The sequence below is a fragment of the Marseilla massiliensis genome (assembly GCF_016899955.1).
Lineage (GTDB): Bacteria > Bacteroidota > Bacteroidia > Bacteroidales > Bacteroidaceae > Prevotella > Prevotella intestinigallinarum.
The window spans coordinates 19,709-43,021 of record NZ_JACJJL010000004.1; the positions used below are offsets into that span (position 1 = coordinate 19,709).

The 23,313-nt window shown below is 58.9% G+C and carries 12 protein-coding genes and 1 pseudogene; 6 read left to right on the forward strand and 7 right to left on the reverse strand.

Annotation, left to right across the window (positions count from 1 at the left end; translation table 11 throughout):
* Nucleotides 1-3: 3 nt before the first annotated feature.
* A complete protein-coding gene (locus tag H6B30_RS03290) occupies nucleotides 4-2,943 on the forward strand; it encodes a glycoside hydrolase family 2 TIM barrel-domain containing protein (RefSeq protein WP_205107897.1) in 2,940 nt (979 codons plus the stop codon).
* Nucleotides 2,944-3,059: 116 nt separating this feature from the next.
* The gene (locus H6B30_RS16275) at nucleotides 3,060-5,519 is read left to right on the forward strand and encodes a carbohydrate binding domain-containing protein (protein ID WP_239483497.1); all 2,460 of its coding nucleotides are present in this window, start codon (nucleotides 3,060-3,062) and stop codon (nucleotides 5,517-5,519) included.
* A 218-nt stretch (nucleotides 5,520-5,737) separates the two neighbouring features.
* Here the strand turns inward: H6B30_RS16275 and H6B30_RS03300 are convergent, their stop codons facing one another.
* The gene (locus H6B30_RS03300; protein WP_205107900.1) at nucleotides 5,738-9,352 is read right to left on the reverse strand and encodes a hybrid sensor histidine kinase/response regulator transcription factor; all 3,615 of its coding nucleotides are present in this window, start codon (nucleotides 9,350-9,352) and stop codon (nucleotides 5,738-5,740) included.
* 199 nt (nucleotides 9,353-9,551) lie between these two features.
* On the opposite strand from H6B30_RS03300, the gene H6B30_RS03305 reads away from it, so the two are divergent.
* Entirely contained in the window at nucleotides 9,552-10,022 is a 471-nt protein-coding gene (locus H6B30_RS03305; RefSeq protein ID WP_205107902.1) for a T9SS type A sorting domain-containing protein, read from the forward strand.
* 117 nt (nucleotides 10,023-10,139) lie between these two features.
* Nucleotides 10,140-11,750: pseudogene (locus H6B30_RS03310) on the forward strand (arabinan endo-1,5-alpha-L-arabinosidase); the annotation flags it as partial.
* Between the two features lie 1,091 nt (nucleotides 11,751-12,841).
* On the opposite strand, the gene H6B30_RS03315 reads toward H6B30_RS03310, so the two are convergent.
* The 4 genes from H6B30_RS03315 to purL form a co-directional block, all read right to left on the reverse strand.
* On the reverse strand, nucleotides 12,842-13,819 hold the full coding sequence (locus H6B30_RS03315; RefSeq protein ID WP_205107905.1) for a family 43 glycosylhydrolase: 978 nt from the start codon (nucleotides 13,817-13,819) through the stop codon (nucleotides 12,842-12,844).
* 355 nt (nucleotides 13,820-14,174) lie between these two features.
* Nucleotides 14,175-14,750 carry a chromate transporter gene (locus H6B30_RS03320; RefSeq protein WP_205108173.1) on the reverse strand — a complete coding sequence of 192 codons (576 nt, stop codon included), beginning with the start codon at nucleotides 14,748-14,750 and terminating at the stop codon, nucleotides 14,175-14,177.
* A complete protein-coding gene (locus H6B30_RS03325) occupies nucleotides 14,750-15,295 on the reverse strand; it encodes a chromate transporter (protein WP_205107908.1) in 546 nt (181 codons plus the stop codon). The genes H6B30_RS03320 and H6B30_RS03325 overlap by 1 nt, the downstream gene beginning before the upstream one ends.
* A 127-nt stretch (nucleotides 15,296-15,422) precedes the next feature.
* Nucleotides 15,423-19,154: a phosphoribosylformylglycinamidine synthase gene (gene purL / locus H6B30_RS03330; protein ID WP_205107910.1), complete on the reverse strand. Its 3,732-nt coding sequence runs from the start codon at nucleotides 19,152-19,154 to the stop codon at nucleotides 15,423-15,425.
* Nucleotides 19,155-19,375: 221 nt separating this feature from the next.
* Here purL and H6B30_RS03335 point away from each other — a divergent pair, with 221 nt between their 5' ends.
* Nucleotides 19,376-19,909, forward strand: a complete 534-nt coding sequence (locus H6B30_RS03335; protein WP_205107912.1) for a hypothetical protein — start codon at nucleotides 19,376-19,378, stop codon at nucleotides 19,907-19,909.
* Nucleotides 19,910-20,399: 490 nt separating this feature from the next.
* Nucleotides 20,400-20,867 carry a nucleoside deaminase gene (locus tag H6B30_RS03340; protein WP_205107914.1) on the forward strand — a complete coding sequence of 156 codons (468 nt, stop codon included), beginning with the start codon at nucleotides 20,400-20,402 and terminating at the stop codon, nucleotides 20,865-20,867.
* Nucleotides 20,868-21,567: 700 nt separating this feature from the next.
* On the opposite strand, the gene ispF is transcribed toward H6B30_RS03340, so the two are convergent.
* Entirely contained in the window at nucleotides 21,568-22,047 is a 480-nt protein-coding gene (ispF, locus tag H6B30_RS03345) for a 2-C-methyl-D-erythritol 2,4-cyclodiphosphate synthase (RefSeq protein ID WP_205107916.1), read from the reverse strand.
* Nucleotides 22,048-22,188: 141 nt separating this feature from the next.
* Nucleotides 22,189-23,310: a type IX secretion system outer membrane channel protein PorV gene (porV, locus tag H6B30_RS03350; RefSeq protein WP_239483527.1), complete on the reverse strand. Its 1,122-nt coding sequence runs from the start codon at nucleotides 23,308-23,310 to the stop codon at nucleotides 22,189-22,191.
* Nucleotides 23,311-23,313 lie beyond the last annotated feature (3 nt).

Here is a 23,313-nt window from a genome sequence, read left to right on the forward strand (position 1 = left end):
AAAATGGACAGAAACATCTTGGGCATGGTGCTCCTGATGGCCTCGACTACGGCCTCGGCGCAAGTGACCCTGCCCACAACAGAGAAGGCAACGTACACAAGGTCGCTGTCGGGGCAATGGGATTTCAAGTACATTGCAGGCAGCTCTGCCGGCAGCGACTCGCTGTTCTTCATGCCGGAATACGACACCGGCGCGTGGAAAACCATCAAAGTGCCGGGCAACTGGGAACTGCAGGGGTTTGCTGGCATGACCTACGGCAAGAAAGTAAGGGCCGGACTGGGACTGTACAGGCGCACAATCGACATACCGGCCGAGTGGGACGGGCGCGGCATATACCTGTGCCTCGAAGGCGTCAACTTCGGATATACGCTCTATGTCGACGGGCATGAGGCCGGCTCTTTCAACAGTTCGTACAACCGGCAGACGTTTGACATCACCCGGTTTGCACAACCCGGCCACACACATACGCTGGCAGTGAGGGTAGACACCCGCCCAAGGGGCTTTGAGTTTGACACAAACGACGACTGGTCGCTGTCTGGCATATCGCGCGACGTGCTGCTCTTCGCCCTGCCAAAGGTACACATCGACGACATAACGATAAACACGTCGATGGACGGCCGGGTGGACATCGAGGCACTGGTTGCCGGAAAAGGCAAGAAAGACAAGACCGTGATTGAAGGCGAAATAACCGATGCCGAAGGCAACAGGGTGGCTTCGCTGGCGTCAGCCGCCACCACCTCTGCCCGCCACAGGGCTGCAGCCGGTGTGCCGCAACCGCACCTGTGGACGGCCGAGACGCCCTATCTGTACACCGTGAGCCTGAGGCTGAAGCTCAACGGGCAGACGGTGCAGACCTACAACGGCAAGGTCGGGATACGCGAAATAGCCTGGGACGGAGGCATTTACCGCATCAACGGCCGCCCGGTGAAGTTTCACGGGGCCACACACCACGACCTTTCGCCCGTCCACGGGCGCAGCATCACCGACGAGGAGATGAAGCGCGACCTGCAGATGATGAAGGATGCCAATATGAACTTCCTGCGCACATCCCACTATCCGCCTGCCCCGAGACTGCTGGAGCTTTGCGACTCCATCGGCATGTACGTGATGTGCGAGGTTCCTTTCGGCTTCGGCGAAAGCAACCTGAAAGACTCTACATTCCTCGACGACCTTAAGAACAGGGCCCGCCTGACATTGCGACGCGACAAAAACCACCCCTCGGTAGTGGTATGGAGCGTTGGCAACGAGAACCCCGTGACCGACATAGGGCTCAAGACGGGGCTCTACGTGGCGTCGCTCGACAGCACAAGGCCATTCACATTCCCCATGACGCCCTCCGTCTACAAGGATTGGGCCGAGGGGCACAAGGCTTTCGACCGCGCCAACGGATTCAACAGCCGGAACACTCCATACATTGTCTCACCCCACTACCCTCGCCCGTCGGAAGTGGCGGCGTTCGCCAAGATGTACGACCGCCCCATGGTAGCCACCGAATATGCCCACGCTTTGGGCACCGACTTCGGCCAGATGCAAGACATCTACGAGGTGATGGCCACGACACCGGGCATACTCGGCGGGTCGGTATGGGAGTTTTTCGACCAGGGAATACTCGTCGATACCGACAAGAAACCTACCCCCGGAAGCAAGTTTGCCGACTATGTGTGGCCCACGCCCGGCTCTTACTACGACACGTCGGGCAACCAGGGAACCGACGGCATGACGTATGCCGACAGGACACCGCAGACCGATTACTACCAGGCACGCAAGGTTTACTCGAACATCATCATACGCGAGGCTCCGCTGAGGGTGCTCAACAGGTTTGACTTCACCAACCTGTCGGACATCGACTTCGGCTGGCAACTGATGGGCGACGGCAAGGAGCTTGCCTCGGGTAAGCTCGATGTGGAATGCGCCCCCCACGACTCCACGCTGCTGTCGCTGTCGCCCCGGGTTCCGCAGCCGCTCTCGGCAAGCAAGTACTGGATAAGCATCACGGCCAAAGACAGGCAGGGGCGTCAGATATACGAGAAGTCGGTAAGGCTCTGCCCTGACGGTGCACCAGGCTTGGCCCAACGCATTGGCGGTGAGCCCGAAGGCCGCACAAAGGTGAAGAAGGGCGTGGTCACTGCGCCGGGATACACCTTCGACGGCAACACCCTGTCGCTCAAGAACGCCGAAGGGGTGGAAATAATCAGTGACATGGCCTTGGCCCGCATAGGCCGCAAGCCCACTCTGGCCTCAACGGCCACCCAGGCATCGAGGCGTTCGTCAAAGCTTCACAGCCTGTGGCCTGCCTACATGCCCGGCAAGACCGTCACCACCGTCGAGGCCAACAACCGCAAGGGCTGCACCGCCAGGGTGAGGTTTGACTGCGACTCCACGCGATACATCGACGGCACGGTGGCCATCGAGCACAAGCCCGGCGGCATCATAGGCTACACTTTCGACCTCACGGCCCACGGCAATGGCGAGACCGTCGAGGCGGGGGCCGCCCTGATGCTGCCCAAAGAGCTCACCAACATGCGCTACATGGGCAACGGCCCATACGCGGCCTACCCCGGACGCGACATGCTGAGCGAGTACGGACTGTGGAGCATCACCTCGGGCGACCTTTATTACCCGGGCAACAGGCAGCACGTTGACATCGCCCTGTTCACCGACGATGACGGCAACGGATTCGCCATTGTGGCCGACGACGCCGACATTGCCGTCGAAAACCACGACCGGGGCATCGTGGTGGGGATAAACACCCACGTGGCCTCGGCATACAACAAGTATGAATGGCCTGCCGGAATGACAGAGACCGACGGGCTGAGGATGAAGGGCAGCTTCGACATCATACCGCTGACAGGCCGGTGGAACGAGGCGACGAGGGCCATTTTCGGGCAGCCCGACGGTGAGATACCCACGTTCATGCCCTTCTACCACGCCTACGACCTGTGACGCTGCGGCCCGGCTTGGGCTGTGGCAGCCACCTACCACAACACCCGGCCGACCGGCGGAGCGACGGGCCGACGGCGGCCGGGACTACCAACAACAACCTAAAAACATCCATAAACATGAACAAGCTATTACTTACATTGACCGTGCTGGCCTGCGCAATGGGCTCGCACGCACAAGACGCCGGCGACTTCGTATATACGAAAGACGGGCGCTTCAAGATTACAGACGGCGTAAACATGCTGCAAAACGGCGACTTCGGGCAGGGCACGCAACACTGGACCACCGACGGCCAGACGCCGCTCAACCCCGACACGTTCTATGTAGACAACCTGGGGCCCGACGGAGGCCCCTGCCTGGTGGCCAACAAGAAAGACAACGGCCCCGGGACGGGCTGCTCGCTGATGCAGAAGGTCGAAGTGAAACAGGGCCGCACGTACTACATCACCTACAGCGTGGCGGCCGGCGAAGAGGTGACCACCACGACAACGGGCGGCAGCGGGGTGAAAAACTACCAGAACATTTTCTTCAACACCGACGGTTCGGCCACGCCGCAACAGCCCATAGCCACATCCAAAAGCTACGGGCTCGACTGGACCAAGATTGAATACTCTTTCACCGCGCCCGAAAACGGCTACGTGGTGTTCCACTTCTACGGCTCTTACGTGGGCACGACGTTCGACGACTTCAAGGTGCTGGCCGCCAACAAGGCCGTAGACGACCGCGAGGCCAACGCCATCATCGAGAGCCTCAACGGCTACCTGAGCAACCCGCTGCTGCCCAACGGCCACGACATACTGGAAGGGTTCATCGGCGACCTGAGGCTGTATGTAGAGCAAAACGACCTCGACAGCTACAACGGAATGCTGGGATTCCTCGACGAATGCGTGGCGCTGTTCCTCGACGAGAACTCGGTGAACATCACCGGACACGTGAAGTGCCCCGACTTCGACGAGACTTCGGTAAGCCTGGGCAAGGATGTGACCAACGTTGGCGGGCCCGACGGATGGCAGGCGTGGGGCGGACGGTGGACGCAACGCGACATCACGGCCCCGTTCACATCCATCTGGATGAAGCGAGAGATTGACGGCAAGTACATACTTGAGCAGGGAGGACTGTACCAGGTGATGGAAAACATGCCTGCGGGCCAATACATGTTCAGCCTGAAAGTGCGCGCGGCAAAATACAAGAACAAGAACAACGACATCGACTACGACTGCGACTTGCGCGGACTCAAGATTTTCATCAACGAAGACTCGGTAGAGATGCACCCCATACACACCGAAAGGCTCACCACCTACTCGGCCTTCCACAAGCTCGACCACCCCGGGACGGTGACCATAGGCATATACATCCCCGACAGCGTTTGCAACCGGGTAGACCTCGACAACGCCGACTTGCGCATCATCGGGGCCACACAGGAGGACATCGACGACTACTTTGCCCAGCGCGAAACGCAGGCCGCAAGGCAGCAACTGGCCGAGGCCATCGGCACCGCGGGCCAACTGCTCGGCTCTGAGCTATACCTCTATGGCAAAGACAACCTGCGCGACAGCATAGCCGCGGCGCAACAGGCCCACGACACGGCCGCCGACACCGAGACGCTGGTGGCTGCCAAGGCCGACCTCGACAGTGCCATGACCCACTTCAAAGACATCAACAAGGCATACACGGCTCTGGTGGGCGACATCGCCAACGCCGAGGCCCAGCTGTCAGACCCCGCATACACAGAGGGGCGCGACGCCCTGCAGCAGGCCATAAGCCAAGCCAAGGCTTTCGCCGAAGGGCTCACCACCGAGCATTCGGAAGAGACCGACCTGGCCATAGCCGAGCAGGGCAAGGCCCTGAAAGAGGGCGTCAACAGGTTTGTGGTTGCCAACATCCACGCCGACGAAAAATACATCTGGCTCAGCTGGGCCCAAAAAGAAGGGGCCTCATATACGCCGACCCCCGACTGGGGCAACCCGCTCACCACGAGCTCCGGAGCCACGATGTATGCCGAGACGGCCCTGTTCGCCGGCAACGACCTTAGCGGACGCATAGCCTTCAGCGAGAAGGCGCAGCCCGCACTCGACCCCAACCATGGCCTGAGCGTGAGCTACCCGAGCAAGAACTCTACGGTGATGTCGGTGCTCAACCTCAAGGAAGGCGACCAAGTGACCATAGACTACAGCATGGGCAACAGCGGCCACAGCGTATATGTAACCTCGGCCAACGCATGGTATTACGATGCCGCCGGCAACAAGAAGCAGCTTGAAAGCGGCGGCAAGGTGGGCGCCAACCAGCTGGACAACTCGCTCAACGCCGACGGACTGGGCGGCAAGGCGCGCTATACGTTCAACATGACGGCCGACGGCACACTCGACATTTACCTCGGCTCGTCGGCATCGACAATGCGCATATCTTACATAGGCATTACATACGCCGCGAATGTGGCCGACGCCATCAGCGAAATAATGACTGGCGACAACGCAGACGGCCGGATTTACAACCTTAACGGACAGTTTGTGGGCACGCAGGCCGCAGGCCTGCCCAAAGGCATCTACATCTGCAACGGACGCAAGTTTGCAGTAAAGTGAGCCGGGCTGCAGCCCGCTGTCAAAGCGAAGAGCAAACCGCCTGTATTCCAACAGCTTACAAAACGTGCCGTTTCGCCTTGCGAAACGGCACGTTTCCTTATGCCCAAAGGCTCTCCTTGCTATGCACAACGGCCGCAACCGCCATTCCTCTTGAGGCCCACCGCCATCCGGGGCTGCAGCCACCACGCTGCCACGGCCACCGGCGGCCACAGCCACCGTCAGCCGGCGGCATGGCTGTCGGCCGCAGAGCGCATGCCGGCCTGCCACTGGGCCGGGGTCACCCCGAAGCGTTTCTTGAAGCAGGTAGAGAAATACTGGGGTGTCTTCATTCCCACCTGGTATGCCACCTCGGCAGCAGTTACGGGCCCGGCCGACAGCAACTCGGCTGCACGACTGAGCCTCAGCTCGCGCAGGTACTCATTGGGCGACTTGCCGGTGAGCGACTTGAACTTGGCGAAAAAGGCCGAACGGCCCATGCCCATGCCGTCGGCAAAGCGGTCGGCCGAAAACTCTGCGTCGGCAATGTGGGCCTCGGCGTAAGCCACTATCTGCTCTTTCAACCTGTGGTCGCGCTCGTCGGTTACCACTGCCGCTGCCGGCTGCCCGGCCGGGGGAGCCCCTTGCCCACCAGCGTTGGCCCCGCCTGCCATGCCGCGCTCCATCAGCCGCCGGCACTGGGCCACCAGCAGCCGAAGGCTGAAAGGCTTGGTCACATAGGCATCGGCACCCACATCGTAGCCCTTTGCCTGCGTGCCCACATCGCCGAGGGCCGTAAGCAGTATCACCGGCAGCCCCCTTGTGCGGCTGCATGAGCGTATGTGGCGGCACAGTTCCATGCCGCCCATGCGCGGCATCCTGACATCGCTGACAACCAGGTCGACGGCCTTGCCGGCCCCGCTGTAGTGTCCGCCGCCGCCATCCAGCCCGAGGCGCACCATGGCCTCCTGCCCGTCGGCTGCGGCCACCACCGTGAAGTAGCGCCCGAGCTCGTGGGCAAGATACCCGCGCACGTCGGCATCGTCGTCTACCACAAGCACCGTCTTGTCGTTCATCGGCGGCATCTGCAGCTCGGCCACAGGCTCCACAAAAGCCTTGCCGGCGTTTGCCGGGCCCGGGGCCACCCCGTCGGCCGCCATGAAATCGCCTTCGGCGTAGGCTTCTCTCGCCACAGGCAGGCTCACGGTAAACACGCTCCCGCCCCCGGCATTGTCGTCGAGGCTTATCACTCCGTGGTGGGCTGCCACGAGCCCGGCCACCAGGTTGAGCCCAATGCCGAGGCTGCCGCGGCTTTGGTTGCCCGTGCTGTATCGGTCGAATATGCCTGCCCGCTTGTCGGCAGGCACCCCTACGCCAGTGTCGGCCACCATCACCACCATGCTTCCGCCATCGTTGCGCAGCCTCAGGTCGACGCTGCCGCCGGCCGGGGTATACTTGATGGCGTTGTTGAGCAGTTCATACACTATCTTGTCGAGAAACCCGCGGTCTACAAACACCTCCCATCTCTTGCACTGTGGGGCGAAGCGCAACGCCACGCCCTTGCCCTGGGCCACGTCGTGAAAGGAGTCGGCAATGCCGCGAAGGAAGCCCACCACCTCTGTCAGCTCGAGCGACAGGTGCAGCCGGTCTTCCTGCATGCGCCTGAATTCAAGCAGCTGGTTGACGAGCCTCAGCATGCGGTCGACACTGCGCTGCATCCTGTCGATGGGCATGCGCAGGTCGCCTATGCTGCCGCCCACCTGCCTTATGCGCTCCATGCTGCCGGCTATCAGTGTGAGCGGTGTGCGGAACTCGTGGGAGATGTTGGTGAAAAAGTCGAGCTTAAACTGCGTCAGGCGCTTCTCGACGGCTATGTCGCGCCGCAAGCGGTAGACGGTGTGAAGGTAGCGGTAGGCCACCATGGCTGCCAGAAACAGCACCACGCAGTAGACGGCGAAAGCCGCCGGCGAGGCCCACCACGGCGGTAGCACGGTGAGGGCAAACGCGGCCCGTGGCTCGGTCCACGTGCCGTCGTCGCCGAGACAGCGCACCCTGAACACGTATTTGCCCGGCGGCAGGTCGTTGTAGGAAGCGAAGTTGAGCTCGGTGGCCGCGCTCCAGCCCTTGTCGCAGCCCTCCAGCATATATGAGTAATGCGTGGGCTGCAGGCGCAGGTAGTTGAAATTGGAAAAACGGAATACCACCGAGCTCTCGTCGTGGCCCACCACCAGGGCCCGCCCGCCGCCGTCGGCGCCGGCACGGCCCGTCCGGGGCAGCGTCCACGACGGCACACCGTCGACCGACACCTCGGTCACGTCAACTTGCTGCGGCACCCTCGTCGCGGGCCTGAAGTCGCGGTCTACCACCACAAGCCCGCCCAGGGTGCCGAACAGCATGCGCCCGTCGGCCAGGCGCAAAGCACAGTTTTCGCTGAAGAAGTTGAGCTTGGGGTCGTTGTGGAAGTACAGGTATTCCATCTTGCGGGTAGATGGCGAATAGTAGACGGCGCCGTCTTGGGTGGTTATGCATATCCGTCCGTGGCGGTCTTCGCCCACCGACTGCACCACGTCGCTGGGCAAACCGTCTTTAGCAGTAAGCCGTATGTATCGGCCGCGGGCATCGGTCGTGAGCACGCCATGGCCGTGGGTGCCTATCCACAGTCGGCCCTTGCTGTCGGCGAAAAGGCTGTATACGGGATAAGGCAGCAGCCTTTGGTAGGCCGAGGTGTCGGCCAGCAGGCTGTCGGGCACAAAGCGGTAGAGGCCGGTCTCGGCGCCTACAAGCATGCTCCCGTCTTTGCCGAGGAGCATGGTGTGTGGGGTGAGCCCGCTGTTTCCCAACAGGAATGTGCGCTCCGAGTACTCGCCGCCGGCCGTCAGCGCCGCCATGGCCACAGCCCCGTGTATGCCGCACTTCCATATTCGGCCGCGGCTGTCGGCCGTCAGGCAGTCGACGCGCCCCGAGCCGTGGCGCACGCCATCGACATACACCCCGTCGAAGCGCGTGCCGAGCCACAAACGGCCCTGCCCGTCGGTGCCCGCCGAGAGCACCCCGCCCAAGGCCGGGCCGCGCTCGCGCAGTGAGCGCAAGTCGGGAGCGGCCTCGAAAAGCTGCCTCTTGTTGGCCACCAGTATGCTCCCGCCAGGCAAGCGGCTCACCATCCTTATGTCGAGGGCCCACTCTTCGGCGCCCGCGCCAAGGCCGACGGCGGCATACTGACGGCGCACGGCACGCATGCATACAAGCCCGTTGTTGCGTACGGCAAGCCAAATGTTGCCGTCGCGGTCTTCCATCATGTAGACCACGTAGTCGCTCCCGAGCAGTCCGCCAAGGCTTTCACGGGTGATGTGCGTCATTCGGCGGCTTGCCTTGTCGTAGACAAACACCCCGTTGCCATTGACAGAAACCCAGATGCGCCCGTCGCCATCGGTCACAACCTTGCACTTTATGTTGTCGGTCTCGCCAAGGAGCGAGGCATCGAACACCTTCATCCTGATGCGCCCGGAGCCGGCGCGGTCTACATACTCGAGCATCCCGTCAGGCGACACGGTGATGCCGTTGCCCCGGTTGTCGCTGAAATAGCCCCTGCCGAACGACTTGCGCTGCCTGGCCGCCGCCAGCCGCAATGGTTGCACCACCGAGTCGGGCACATAGCTGAATGAATAACCGTCGTAACGGTAAGATGAATAATGCGTGAAGAAATACATGAACCCCACGGAATCCTGGTATATCTCCCTCACATTGTTGTCGGGCAAGCCGCCCTGCGCCCTCGTGATGCGCACGCCCACAATCTCGTCGTCGGACGGACGGGCTGCCAGACTGACCAACGACAAAAGAAAAAACAAGAATTTCCTCATAACGACAACCGGCAGACTGGGCTGCCTCATGCCGCAAATTTACGAATAATATTCCGCAACCAGCAACGCAGAGCAGACAAAGTTGGGCCATGGCATGAAAAATACCAACATTCGGCCCGATTTGTTTTGTGCTTTACAACGATTTGAGTAACTTTGCCATGCAACAACCAAGGAAGTATAACCAACTAACCAAACGAAAATGAAAATGACATTATTGTCTTTGGCTGTCTTGTGTGCCACAGGCAGCCAAGCCCAGGACAACAATCTCAAGTGGGCCCTGGAAGAGCCCAAGAGCGGCACGACCGTGCTCATGGGCGACGTTAGTTTCTTGCTGGCATCCGACTGGCAGGACACGTTTGCCATCGTATGCAAGGACGGAACGGTGGTGGCCGGCGCAGAAAAGGTGAACGTGGTCAAGGCCGAGCCATCGGGGATTAATGGCGTGACCGGCACGGGCGCCACCCCGCAAGTGGCCATCAGCGCCACGGGAACGCTCACCCTGACCGGCTGCAAGGCCGGCACGGCGGTCGGCATATACGACGCGGCGGGGCGCAAGGCATCTGGCTGCGTGACCGGCGGAGGCAGGACCGACATCGACGTGAGCCGGCTCACACCGGGAATATATGTGCTCAAGGCCGGCGACACGGCGGTAAAGTTCATCAAAAAATAATCGGGAGGAAGGCGTATGACAAGGAAAGCCATACTCTTGGCAGCCGCGATGACATGCATGGCGGCATCGGTGAGCGCCCAGTTCGTGGCCGAGAAGAACAACGGCGAGACGGTGACGATGGGCGGCAACAACCTGACGATAACTCAAAAAGGCGACGCCGACGAGTGGACAATAGGCGGGACAGACATCAGCGACATCAAATCGATAAGCATAACACCGCTGTCAGAAAGGCTGGGCAACTACTCGGCGCCCGACTACGCCGACTATTACAGGGCCATATCGTCATGGGAGCAACGCGACAAATGGAACCTGGCCAACGTGCACGACCCCTCGGTGGTGAGGGCCGACGACGGGTATTACTACATGTACACCACCGATGCCAGCTTCGGCAACGTACACCACGGGCACGGGCACTTCATGTGCCGCCGCTCGAGAAACCTCGTCGACTGGGAGTTCATGGGCACCACCATGCCCTCACTGCCGTCGTGGGTGGAGCCAAAACTGAACGAGATACGCGCCGCCATGGGCCTGGGCAAGAGCACGGCCGACTTCGGCGACGACACTCAGTTTGGCTTCTGGGCGCCCTGTGTGCGCAAAGTGAAAAGCGGGCTCTACCGCATGTACTATGCCATCACATGCCCCGGCACCATCGACGGCGACGGTACATGGACCGAACGGGCCTTCATAGGACTGATGGAGACGGCTACGCCAGGCGACGTGAACAGCTGGGTGGACAAGGGATATGTGGTGACCAACGCATCGGACAGGGGCCTGAACTACCACGTCAAGGCCGACAACTGGGCACAATGCTACTTCAAGTGGAACGCCATCGATCCCTCGTACATCATCACACCCGAAGGGGAGCACTGGCTGATATACGGCTCATGGCACTCGGGATTTGCCGCCCTGCAGATTGACCCCGACACCGGCAAGCCGCAGAAGGAGCAGGGCAACCCGTGGGGAGGCGACATTTCGGCCTACGGACAGATGGTGAGCACGCGGCAGATGGGCAACCGATGGCAGGCGTCAGAGGCTCCCGAGGTGGTATACCACGACGGCTACTACTACCTTTTCATGGCTTACGACGAACTGAGCGTGGCTTACAACACGCGGGTGGTGCGCTCGCGCAACATCACAGGGCCCTATGTGGGCATCGACGGCACCGACGTGACCAACCACGGGGGCGAGGCCTACCCGATAGTGACCCACCCCTACAGTTTCTCCGAGAGCTGCGGATGGGTCGGGATAAGCCATTGCGCGGTGTTCGACGACGGCGAAGGCAACTGGTTTTACTCGTCGCAGGGCCGCCTGCCGGCCAATGTCTACGGCGACGCCTACAGCAACGCCATCATGATGGGGCAGGTGCGACGACTGATATGGACCGAAGAGGGATGGCCGGTGGTGCTGCCCGAATGCTACGGGGCCGTGCCACAGGCCGCCATCGACGAAAGCGAGCTGGTGGGGCAGTGGGAAAACATTGCCCTCGACTATGGTTATCAGCACCAGGATGTGGCGACGGCCATCACGCTGAGAGCCGACCACACCGTTGGCGGGGCACCCATGGACGGGCAGCGATGGAGTTTCGACGCCAGGGGCAATGTGCTCACCGTGGGCAGCACGAAGCTATATGTGGCGCGCGAGGCCGACTGGGAGACTGCGCCGAGGCGCGCCACGCTGGTGTATGCCGGCCTTGACGGCAAGCGGACGCTGTGGGGCAAGAAGTCGCAAAAGCATACTACGTATGGCGCAACCGACAATACGGCGGCGTTCTGGACGGCGTTCTCGCCGTATTACAGGGACGACTCGGGCGACTGCACGTTCCACTTTGACTTCACAAACCATACCGACCGGGCCGAGGCATGGAACAACTGGATTCTCGTAATCACCAACGGCAAGGAGCGGGCGGCCAAAGACTACAAGGAGTATGCCGTGATTCGGGCCGACGCCTACGGATGGGGCGACTTTGCCAACGACGCGCAACGCAAGGCGGGCATGGCCAACGACTACGACTGGACTACGTTCAACGACGACATGGACGGCGCAAAGGTCGACCTTACGCTGGGCATCAAGGATGGCAAGATGGACATGACGGCGATAACAACCACAGCCGCCGGCAAGACGTATACATACACATACACCGTCAGCGGACTGCCCGCCGGGGCCAAAGGGGCGTTCCTCACCATGGAGAAAGCGCACCTGGTGCTCAACACCGACGGTTGCTATATGAATTAAAAATTAAGAATTAAGAATTAAGAAAACATGCACGGACGTACTCAAACGAAACGATTCTGAATTAAGAATTGAGAGTTAAGAGTTAAGAAAACATGCCCGGAAGTACTCTGTGGCGGCAATTTTGAATTTTGCATTGTGCATTATGAATTAGCAAATTGTGTTTTATGAATAAACTCTCTTTGTTATAATATTTCTTGATGATAATCAGGGTATATCTCATTAAGGGTCATTTCAAGCTATGAAATGGCCCTTTTTGTTGTGCCAAAAGGGCCATACGGCAGGTCGTAACGTGCCGTTTTGCACGTCAAGGCACACTGCACGGGGAACCACTGGCAATCAACGGATTAGCAATTCATACAAAAATCTTGTGCAACAAGCGCATTGTAGAGATTCCAGCAGATGATTAAGGAGTAAGAGCTAAGACTACTTGAAAAGACGACTCTATTGAAAAGGATAATCCACAATACACAATGGATAACTCACAATGCACAATGGATAACTCACAATGCACAATGCAAAATTCAAAATTGCCGCCACAGAGTACTTCCGGGCATGTTTTCCTAACCCTTAATCCTTAACTCTTAATTCTAAAAAATCTTCGGCCACCCGTCTTCCGTCCATGCCATCGGGCGCTGCACAAGTATCGAGGCGCCACCGCGGGGTATGCTATAGCCGTGGCAGATGAATATGTCGGAATCGCCGAAACGGTAGGCTGCGCTGTGGCCGGCAGCCTCAAACTCCCTCTTGTCGCCCTCGAACACCAGCGTGCCGCCGCCATCGCGCATATCGCGACCGTCTTTGTCGAGATACGGCCCGGCCACGGTCTTGCTGCGGCCCACGGCCACCCGGTATGTGCTCTCCATGCCGCGGCAACAGTAATCCCACGACACGAAAAGGTAGAAATAGTCGCCGTGGCGGAAGATAAACGGGGCCTCGATGGGGTTGGCGCGCCCCGTGGTGGTGCGGCGCGCTATGGTTTGCGGCCTGGCCCCTGCAGCCACGTGCATCGTAGAGTCGAGCCCGACGAGCTGTATGCCTCCCCAGAATGAGCCGTAGGCAAGCCACGGCCGGCCATTCTCATCGATGACGAAATTCGGGTCGATGGCATTCCAGTTGTCACGGCCCTCACGCGAGCACACCAGCGGCCCCTCGTCGCGCCACCGTGCCCCCACGGCAAGCGTTGTCGACGACGCCAGCCCTATGGCCGAGGTGCGCTTGCCAAACGTTGAGCAGCTGTAGGCCATCCACCAGCGCCCACGGTAGCGTATGACGTCGGGTGCCCACACATGGCGGCGGAAGCCCGGCACGGAGTCGTGCGTCCACCGCGGTATGCTGTCGAGCACAGGCTCAGCGTGCACCGTCCATGTGCGCCTGTCGGCCGAAGTGGCGTGCTGCAGGCCGTTGCCAGTGCTGAACACGTGATAAACGCCGTCTTCAACGGCCATCACGGGGTCGTGTACCATTAGCGTGTCTGTGGTGAATGAGTGCCGCCCGTGCGGCTTACGGTCTTGAGCCACGGCCGCAACAGAGGCCAGCGCAAGCATTGCTATCAATGTATTTCGCATGAAACAGTTTTTTGTTTTGCACCATACATACCGCCTGCCCCCGGCACAATGGCACCCGATTGGCGTGCAGATGGCCTGCCGCCATTGCCCGAGTCGTCGTCGGCCAGGTCGGGGCGAGGCTGCAGGCAAGATGCCGGCAATGGGCCGCTATCGCTTTGAGGGCATAATGCAGATGTCGGAACAAACATCATTCGGTATAATGTACGGTTTGGTTTAAATATGGTCTATAGAAAAGGCAGGGCAACATCGGATGCCCGCAAGGCCATCGGCACAACAGCATCCCGGGCGCGTCAGGGCACGACCGGCCGCCGACGAGCCCCCGGCCACGGCTGTACGGTATTGAGGCCACAGCGTGTCAATACAGCAAGACAAGTCCGGCAACGGCACTGTAGAGTATCATCCGTATCGGGTTTATCTTGAGAATCTTTGTCCCTATGAACGTGGCGGCAAAGAGGGCGACGCTGATCCAGAACTGCCAAGGGTTCTCGTCGGGCGACGAGAAGTTTTCGCGGGTCATCAGCAACAGCGTTGCCGCGCCGAGCAAGCCCACCACCGCGGGGCGCAGACCGGCAAAAACCGACTGCACGGCCTGCGTGTTCATATACTTGATGAACAGCCGGCTGATGAGAATCATCAGTATTATGGATGGCAACATGAGCGCAAAGGTGGCCAAGGCGCTGCCCACAACCGACATGGAATAGCCGTAGCCGGCGTTGTGGACGGCCGTGAAGCCACAATAGGTGGCGCTGTTGATGCCTATCGGGCCGGGCGTCATCTGGCTTATGGCCACTATGTCGGTAAACTCGCTCGTGGTCATCCAATGCCAGTGATGCACCACCTCGCCCTGTATGAGCGACAGCATGCCATAGCCTCCGCCAAAGCCAAAGAGGCCAATGAAGAAAAAAGTGACAAACAAATTGACGAATATCATCATTCAGTGGGTTTGATATACTTGCCGTAAACATAGCCGCCAAGACCGGCCAGGATAATGATCAGGATGGGCGAAACGCCGAATGCCCATATCGCCAGCGCCCCGGCGATGGGTATCCAACAGTTGGCCCAGCCCACCTTGGCGCTGCGCGCCAAGTCGAAAGTGGGCACGGCAATGAGCGCAACCACCGCCGGGCGTATGCCGCGGAATATGGCGGCCACTACGGGATTGTCGTCAAACTGATGGAAAAACATGGCTATGAGCAGTATGCAAAGAAACGACGGCATGGCTGTGCCTATCGATGTGCACAGCGCTCCGCGCGTCTTGCGCAGCCTGTAACCTATGAACGTGCTCAGGTTGATGGCAAAAACGCCGGGGCAACTCTGGGAGATGGCTATGAGGTCTATCATCTCTTCCTTGGTCACCCAGCCGCGGCGGGCCACCACCTCCTGCTCTATGAGCGGTATCATGGCGTAGCCTCCGCCCAGGGTAAACATCCCTATCTTGAAGAAAGTGGCAAAACTCTCGATGTAAATGTTGCGCATTGGCTAAGTGAATTTAAGCAAACGCTGAAGCCACGGGCCACCCGGGGCATGACAAAGCCCCGGGTGCCACATGGTTTCAACGGCCTCCGCAGACATTCATGTCACGAAGGCCACCATATTGTATGCCTCACCCCCTGTGGCTCTCCACCCACTTACGGGCATTGACGAATGCCTCAATCCAAGGCGTCACCTCGTCGCGGCCGCGGCGGTTGAGCGGATAGTAGGCGTTGTTCCAGGGGAAGCAGGCACGCTCCAGGTGGGGCATCATGGCCAGGTGGCGACCGTCCTTAGATGCTATGCCGGCCACGCTGTAGTCTGAACCGTTGGGGTTGCCCGGATATTCGCTGTAGGCATATTTCAGCACCACGTTGTAATGGTCTTCGGGATAGGGCAGCGAGAACTTGCCTTCTCCGTGGGCCACCCAGATGCCGAGCTTCGAACCGCTGAGCGAACCGAACATGACGCTGTCGTTGCGGGGCACGTCTACGCCGAGGAAAGCCGACTCAAACTTGTGCGAATCGTTGTGCAGCATCCTGCCCTTCTTGTCGTCGTCGGGCGTTATCAGGCCCAGTTCCATCATCAGCTGGCAGCCGTTGCACACACCGAGCGACAGTGTGTCGGGGCGCGCATAGAACCTGTCGAGAGCCTCCTTTGCCTTGGGGTTGAAGAGGAAAGCGCCCGCCCAGCCCTTGGCCGAGCCCAGCACATCGCTGTTGGAGAAGCCTCCGCAGAACACAATCATGCTGATGTCGTCGAGCGTTTCGCGGCCGCTGATGAGGTCGGTCATCATCACATCCTTGACGTCGAAGCCCGCAAGGTAAAGCGAATAGGCCATCTCGCGCTCGCCGTTGGTGCCTTTCTCGCGTATGATGGCAGCCTTGACGCCGGTCGGCGTGCGTCGGTCGGGGCTGATGCCATACGTCGACATGAGTCCGGTGAAGCTGTGGTTGAAGCGCAACTGCAGCGGTTGCTTCTTGTAGTTGGCGTAACGCCGGTCGGCACAACCGTTCATGCTCTGGTCGCGGTCGAGCAGGTATGACGTCTTGTACCACACGTCACGCAGGGCGTCGATGTCGAAATCGTGCTCAAAGTCGCCGCAGACAACTGTCAGCTTGCGCTCCTTCGGCATCGGGTAACCAATCTTGGCATACCCAACCCCCATGTCTTCCATGAAGTCGCGGAACTCAAACTTGTGCTCGTCGGACACCTCGATGACCACGCCGGGGTTCTCGGCGAAGAGCGCCTTGACCACGTCGCCGTCGGTGCAAAGGTCGTGCAGGTTGATGTGCAGGCCGCCGTTGGTGTTTGCGAAGCACATCTCGAGCAGCGTGGTGACAAGTCCTCCGGCCGAGATGTCATGGCCGGCCATCACCCATCCGCGCCTTATCAGCTCCTGCACGGCGTTGAACGCATCGCAGAAGTAGTCGGGGTTCTGCACCGTGGGCACGTCGTCGCCCACCCGGCCCAGGCTTTGTGCGAAGGCGCTGCCGCCGAGCCGCTGCCTGTCAAAGGAGAAGTCGATGTGATAAAGCGACGCGTTCTTGTCGTTGACAAGAACGGGCGACACCACCTTTCGCACGTCACTGACCTCGCCTCCGGCCGATACGATGACCGTTCCGGGTGCTATCACCTTGGTGCCGTCGGGATATTGCTGGCTCATGGATAGCGAGTCTTTGCCCGTGGGCACGTTGACGTGGATGGCGCAGCAGAAGTCTGACAAGGCCTTTACGGCCGAATAGAGGCGCGCGTCCTCACCCTTCTGCGAACGGCAGGGCCACATCCAGTTGGCCGAAAGGCTGAGGCTCTGCATCCCGTCGGCCAAAGGCGCCCACACGATGTTGGTAAGTGCCTCGGCCACAGAGAGCACACTGCCCGCCTCGGGCGATGCGAGCCCGGCCTGCGGGGCGTGGCCCAGTGCGGTGGCTATGCCGCTGCGGCCGCGGTAGTCGAGCGCTACGACGCCGCAGTCGCTAAGCGGCAGCTGCAGTTCGCCCTGGCATTGCTGGCGCGCAATCTTGCCGGTGACCGACCGGTCGACCTTGTTGGTGAGCCAGTCTTTGCAAGCCACGGCCTCAAGCTGGAGCACACCGTCGAGGTAACTCTCTATGTCGGCGCCGCTGGCATTCTGCTTTTTATATTCAACGTCGGCATAATGGCGCTCTACGGTTTCGTCGACCATCACCGTCTTTGGCGAATGTCCGAACATCTGGGCCACGTCGAGGTCGAACGGCTTGACGCCGTCGCCCTGCACAAACGAGAAGTGTGCGTCGCCGGTGGTCTCGCCAACGACATACATCGGGGCGCGTTCGCGCTCGGCAATGCGGCGTACGTGGTCGATGTGCTTCTCGTCGATGAGCAGTCCCATGCGCTCCTGGCTCTCGTTGGCAATTATTTCTTTCGAGCTCAGAGTCTTGTCGCCGATGGGCAACTTGGTCATGTCTATGCGGCCGCCGCATTCCTCTACGAGCTCCGAGAGGCAGTTGAGGTGGCCTGCCGAGCCATGGTCGTGGATGCTCACCACGGGGTTCACGTCTTCCTCGCATAGCGCCCTGACCAGGTTGTAGGCCCGTTTCTGCATCTCGGGGTTGGCCCGTTGCACGGCGTTGAGCTCGATGCCGTTGGAGTAGCGGCCAGTGTCTACCGACGACACCGACCCGCCTCCGAGCCCGATGCGGTAGTTGTCGCCACCCACCACAACAATCTTGTTGCCTGCCTGCGGCTCTTTCTTCAGGCAGTCGCGCCGCGTGCCGTAGCCCACGCCGCCGGCGAGCATTATCACTTTGTCGTAAGCGTAGCGCTCATCGCCCTCCTTGTGCTCAAACGTGAGCACGCTACCGCAGATGAGCGGCTGCCCAAACTTGTTGCCGAAGTCGCTCGCTCCGTTCGACGCCTTTATCAGAATCTGCTCAGGTGTCTGGTAAAGCCACTTGCGCACCGGCAGTATCGACTCCCACGAGCGGTCGCCGCCGTCGGCCAGCCTGGGGTAGGCCGTCATGTAGACAGCCGTGCCTGCTATGGGCCACGAGCCCACGCCACCGCCCATGCGGTCGCGAATCTCGCCTCCCGTGCCCGTGGCGGCGCCGTTGAACGGCTCGACGGTTGTCGGGAAATTGTGGGTCTCGGCCTTCAGCGAGATGACGCTCTCGATGTCTTTCACAGCAAAATAGTCGCTCGTCGACTGGTCGCGGGGTGCAAATTGCTCCACCACGGGCCCGCCGGCAAAGGCAACGTTGTCTTTATAAGCAGAGAGAATCTTGTTTGGGTTTTCCTTGGTTGTCTTCTTGATAAGGGCAAAGAGGCTCGACTCCATCTCCTTGCCGTCTATGATAAACGTGCCGCCGAATATCTTGTGGCGGCAGTGCTCCGAGTTGATTTGGGCGAAGCCGAATATCTCGGAGTCGGTAAGCGGGCGCCCCAGCTCGCCTTCAATCTTGTGCAGATACTCAATTTCTTCCTTCGAAAGGGCCAGGCCCTCCTGCTCGTTGTACTCTTCAAGGTTTTCGACGTGCTTTATCGGCTCCGGCTCATGGTTGACGGTGAATACGGTCTGGTCGAGCCCGTCGTACATCCGCTGCAACATCGGGTCGTGGTCGGCATCCTTGCCCGACACGGGGAAATACTCTTCGATGCGGGATATGCCATGGAGGTTCATGTTCTGCGTTATCTCCACGGCATTGGTACTCCACGGAGTGACCATCTCGCGGCGCGGTCCGACGAAGAAGCCTTCAAGACTTGAGGCGCTCTCGAGGGCGGCCCCGCCATAAAGCCAACACAATTCTTTGATTTCGTCCTGACCCAACTGATGGTCAGTCTCTGTTGCAATCACGCTCTGTTGCGGAGTTCTGAAAAAAAGTATCATGCCTTTATATATATAAAATGTTTCAATGCTACGAGTGGCGGACGGCATGGATGCGACCCGCCGGATTGCGCGCGGCCGTGGCTGCGGCGGCCAATGCGCTGACAAGACCGCCCTACCTTCGTCGGGCCGAGCGCAGATTGCCTTATTAAAAGACAACGCAAGCAAGAGGAAAGCAAACTGACTTGCTATTTCCCGAGCGCGGCTTATCTTATGCAAAGATAATGCAAGCGAGAGGAAAGCAAACTGACTTGCTATTTCCCGAGCGCAGCTTATCTTATGCAAAGATAATGCAAGCGAGAGGAAAGCAAGCGGGCTTGCTATTTCCCGAGCGCAGCTTATCTTATGCAAAGATACAACATTTTATTGCGTCAACCAAATGTTTGGCCATTTTTAGAAGTGGCAACACCAAAAAGCTGGTGCACGACGCCGAAGCCAACGCCAACACATGGCATAGCGGCAAGGCCGAGAGCACATATCCGCACACAGGCAGCAGCTCACAAAACAGGCTGGTAACAACCGCCAACCGCCAGACACGCCATGCCACCATAGGCCTCGCGACAGTGCACCGGTGTAAAATCGGTTTACCACCCTGGCCATTTGCGGCAAACCTCAGATTCACAGCGAATTGCAATACAGCAGGAAACGACTTGCCAAACGGCCCCTACCGGCATGCAGAACGGCAGGTATTGGCCGGTGAAAAGGGCCGTTTGGCAATGCAAAACGGCATCGACGCCAACAAGACCGGCCCTCTGTAAGCATATTTCACCATTATTGCCTGCTTGCCATGGCCATGCCGCCAAACCGCTACCCAACGGCTGCCGCAGCCCGGCAATGGCTCGAAACGATTGTTTGAAGAAAACATTTTGAAATTACAACGGTTTGTGCTACCTTTGCATAAGATAAGCTGCGCTCGGGAAATTGCAAGCCCGCTTGCTTTCCTCTCGCTTGCATTATCTTTGCATAAGCCAAGCCGCGCCCGGCAATAGGCTGGCAAGCCCACATTGCTACCGCACGCATTACATTTAAACAAGATAGAATGCAAGTGGCAACAAACGGGCTGGATTGCCCGGAAAAGGGCGGTCCAACTGCCAAAATGAGCAAACCGGGCACGTCGCTGCCATGACTTGGCATGGCGGGAACAGCGGCAACAAAACAGTAACGACAGCGCCACGGCTCGCCTCGACAACACCAGGCCAAGGCTACGACGGCGGAACGGGCGGACGAACAAAACAAAAACGAGACAAAATGGACAAGAAAGAACTGATGATGAGGGCCATCAGGCTCTCGGAAGAAAGCGTAAGAAACGGTGGCGGACCGTTCGGCGCAGTGATAGCGCGCAACGGCGAGATTGTGGCTGAAGCCTCAAACAGCGTTACGCCCGACTGCGACCCGACGGCCCATGCCGAGGTGAACGCAATAAGGATGGCTGCACGCAACACCGGCAGCTACGACCTGAGCGGATGCGAGATATTCACATCGTGCGAACCATGCCCCATGTGCCTCGGGGCCATATACTGGGCTCACCTCGACAAGATTTACTATGCCAACGACAGGAAGGATGCTGCCGGCATAGGATTCGACGACGATTTCATTTACAAAGAACTGGAACTGAAACCGGCCGAGCGCCATAAACCGTCGGAAATATTCTTGCCCGAAGAGGCCAAGCGGGCTTTCGAGATGTGGAAGGAGAAAGACGACAAACGCGAATACTGACATTTGGCCCGGCCCGGAGGCTTTCACCCCGGGGTCGGGCCTTTGCATGGCATAATGACACAAGGGCCATGCAAGCACATTATATTATATCTGGAAAACACCACCGAAACCTTTTATACCGCAAGCCCATGACCACGCTACAACGGAGGCGCGGTAGGCCGAAAAGGGCATCAATATGCCTTTTGAAGGCCACGCCATCCATGCCGCCTTCTGGGCTGAACTACATCAAACTTCCATTCTTATCCTGTTTGCGCACACAAAATATTGATTTACGTCAAGAATAACGCAATTAACCAACACTTTCCGCTTCAAAGTGTTGGCCAATCCGCAAAAAGGCAGTACCTTTGCAACGTCAAAAGGTTAATAGATTGTTTTAGGTTAGTAATAATATTTATAGTTTTAGGTTTTTAGTTATTGGTAGAAAGAAAGTTTCAAGTGTGATAACAAAGGTCGTCGTGAGACGCTCTTAACTTTCAAAAGGTTAGTATTAGTATTAGTTATGATTCCTGCTTGCCATTATTATTTAATGGCAGCGGGACTCTGGCTAATAAAGCCGGAGTAACAAAAATGACAAGGATTTTTAGTTAAACATAGGCTTGGACGTCGCTGCCCGTTGATGGGTGGTGACGTTTTTTTTGTGCCGCCCGCGCGCCGGGGCTGCCTCACGGCATAGCCTGCGGCCCACGGGCGACACTGCATTTCATGCTTTCTCTATCAGCACTGTGGCGTAGGCGCTGATGCCTTCCTCACGCCCGGTAAACCCAAGGCGCTCGGTTGTTGTGGCCTTTATCGACACGTCATCCTCGTCAATGCCTATGATGGCGGCCATGCAACGCTTCATCTCGGGTATGTGCGGGTTCATCTTGGGCCTTTCGGCGCATATCGTGGCATCGATGTTGCCCACGGAGTAACCCTTCGTGGCTATCAGTTCCACTGTCTTGCGCAACAGCACCTTGCTGTCAATGCCGTCGGTCTCGGCCGCCGTGTCGGGGAAATGATAGCCTATGTCGCGCATGTTGGCAGCGCCAAGCAGCGCGTCGCAGATGGCATGGATAAGCACATCGGCGTCACTATGCCCCAGCAATCCGAGACTGTGGGCTATCTTTATTCCGCCAATCCAAAGCTCGCGGCCTTCCACCAGGCGATGGACATCATATCCGAACCCTACTCTTATCTTCATATTCCTTATAGTATTGATGAATGTATGTAACTCAAAAAAATTGCCGGAACGGCACGGCAAGCAGCCCGAAGCCACCTTGCCGCACCGTCCCGGCACCAGGCCATGCCTCGCCGAGGGCAACAGGTGCCATACCCGGTGGCATCACCTGCGGAACAGGTCTTTTATCCCGTCCATGTCAAACGCCAGCGAGAAGCGCAGCGTCTGGTCGAGCGGGTTGCTCTGCGCCGTAGATATGACGTAGCCCACGTCAAGCGAGAACACGCTCATGCGGAAGCCGCCGCCCACGGTAAAGTACTTGCGGTTGCCCTTGTTCTCGCTTTCGTGGTGGTAGCCTGCACGCAACGAGAACTGGTCATGGTAGACATACTCGGCTCCAACGCTCCATTGTATCTCCTCAAGCTCTTCCTTGAACCCTCCGGGAGCATCGCCAAAGCTCTTGAAAATGCCCGAGATGGAGCTTACGTCGTTGTATTCCTCAATGACGCGGTTCCTGTAGTCGGTGGCCGACTCGCCCTCGTTCTGCAACGGAACGGTGGGCACAAGCAACTTGTTGGCGTCGGCCGATATCGAGAAACGGTTGTACTCGTCGATTGGCACCATCAACGAGGCACCTATGCGGAGGTTGGCCGGCAGGAACTGACTGCGGTTGTCGCCGTAATAAGTTATCTTGCTGCCCACGTTGCTTATGTTCATTCCGAGTCCAATCTGGCACTCGCGGCTGCCCATGGTGAAGTAATTGTTGTAATAAAGCGCCAGGTCGGCGGCGAAAGCCGAGGCCGGCGACGATTCTTCGGTGTAGTCGTAGCGCAGGTCGGAGTATATCCAGCGTATCGCCGCGGCAATAGAGAAGTAGTCGCTGAGCATGAGCGAGTAAGCCACATCGATGGACATCTCATAGGGTTTGACGCTCATGGCGTTCTCCTCGGTCGAGGTCATGACCTCGCCGAGCGAGAAGTAACGCAGCGAACCCGACACGGCGCTGTAGTCGCCTATGCGGTAATAGCCGGCAACGTAAGCCAGGTCGATGTCGTTGACGAGCTGGCGGAGCCACGGGGTGTAGTTGAGCGACACGCCCGCCCGGCTGATGCAAAAAGGATATTTGGCCGGGTTCCAGTACTGCGAATTGACATCCGGGTCGGTGGCAACACCCACATCGCCCATTCCCGCAGCCCTTGCGTCGGGCGCAATGGTCTGCGATATGACCGCATGATCAACAGGATTAAACTCGCTCAGCTTGTCTTGCGCATGACCGGCAAGGGCCATCGA

Coding starts and splice junctions, on each gene's coding strand:
- H6B30_RS03320 (WP_205108173.1), bottom strand. CDS start 14,750: ATGATATTCGTCAATTTGTTTGTCACTTTTTTCTTCATTGGCCTCTTT.
- H6B30_RS03300 (WP_205107900.1), bottom strand. CDS start 9,352: ATGAGGAAATTCTTGTTTTTTCTTTTGTCGTTGGTCAGTCTGGCAGCC.
- H6B30_RS16275 (WP_239483497.1), top strand. CDS start 3,060: ATGAACAAGCTATTACTTACATTGACCGTGCTGGCCTGCGCAATGGGC.
- H6B30_RS03340 (WP_205107914.1), top strand. CDS start 20,400: ATGGACAAGAAAGAACTGATGATGAGGGCCATCAGGCTCTCGGAAGAA.
- H6B30_RS03305 (WP_205107902.1), top strand. CDS start 9,552: ATGAAAATGACATTATTGTCTTTGGCTGTCTTGTGTGCCACAGGCAGC.
- H6B30_RS03325 (WP_205107908.1), bottom strand. CDS start 15,295: ATGCGCAACATTTACATCGAGAGTTTTGCCACTTTCTTCAAGATAGGG.
- purL (WP_205107910.1), bottom strand. CDS start 19,154: ATGATACTTTTTTTCAGAACTCCGCAACAGAGCGTGATTGCAACAGAG.
- ispF (WP_205107916.1), bottom strand. CDS start 22,047: ATGAAGATAAGAGTAGGGTTCGGATATGATGTCCATCGCCTGGTGGAA.
- H6B30_RS03335 (WP_205107912.1), top strand. CDS start 19,376: ATGCAAGCGAGAGGAAAGCAAACTGACTTGCTATTTCCCGAGCGCAGC.
- H6B30_RS03315 (WP_205107905.1), bottom strand. CDS start 13,819: ATGCGAAATACATTGATAGCAATGCTTGCGCTGGCCTCTGTTGCGGCC.
- H6B30_RS03290 (WP_205107897.1), top strand. CDS start 4: ATGGACAGAAACATCTTGGGCATGGTGCTCCTGATGGCCTCGACTACG.
- porV (WP_239483527.1), bottom strand. CDS start 23,310: ATGGCCCTTGCCGGTCATGCGCAAGACAAGCTGAGCGAGTTTAATCCT.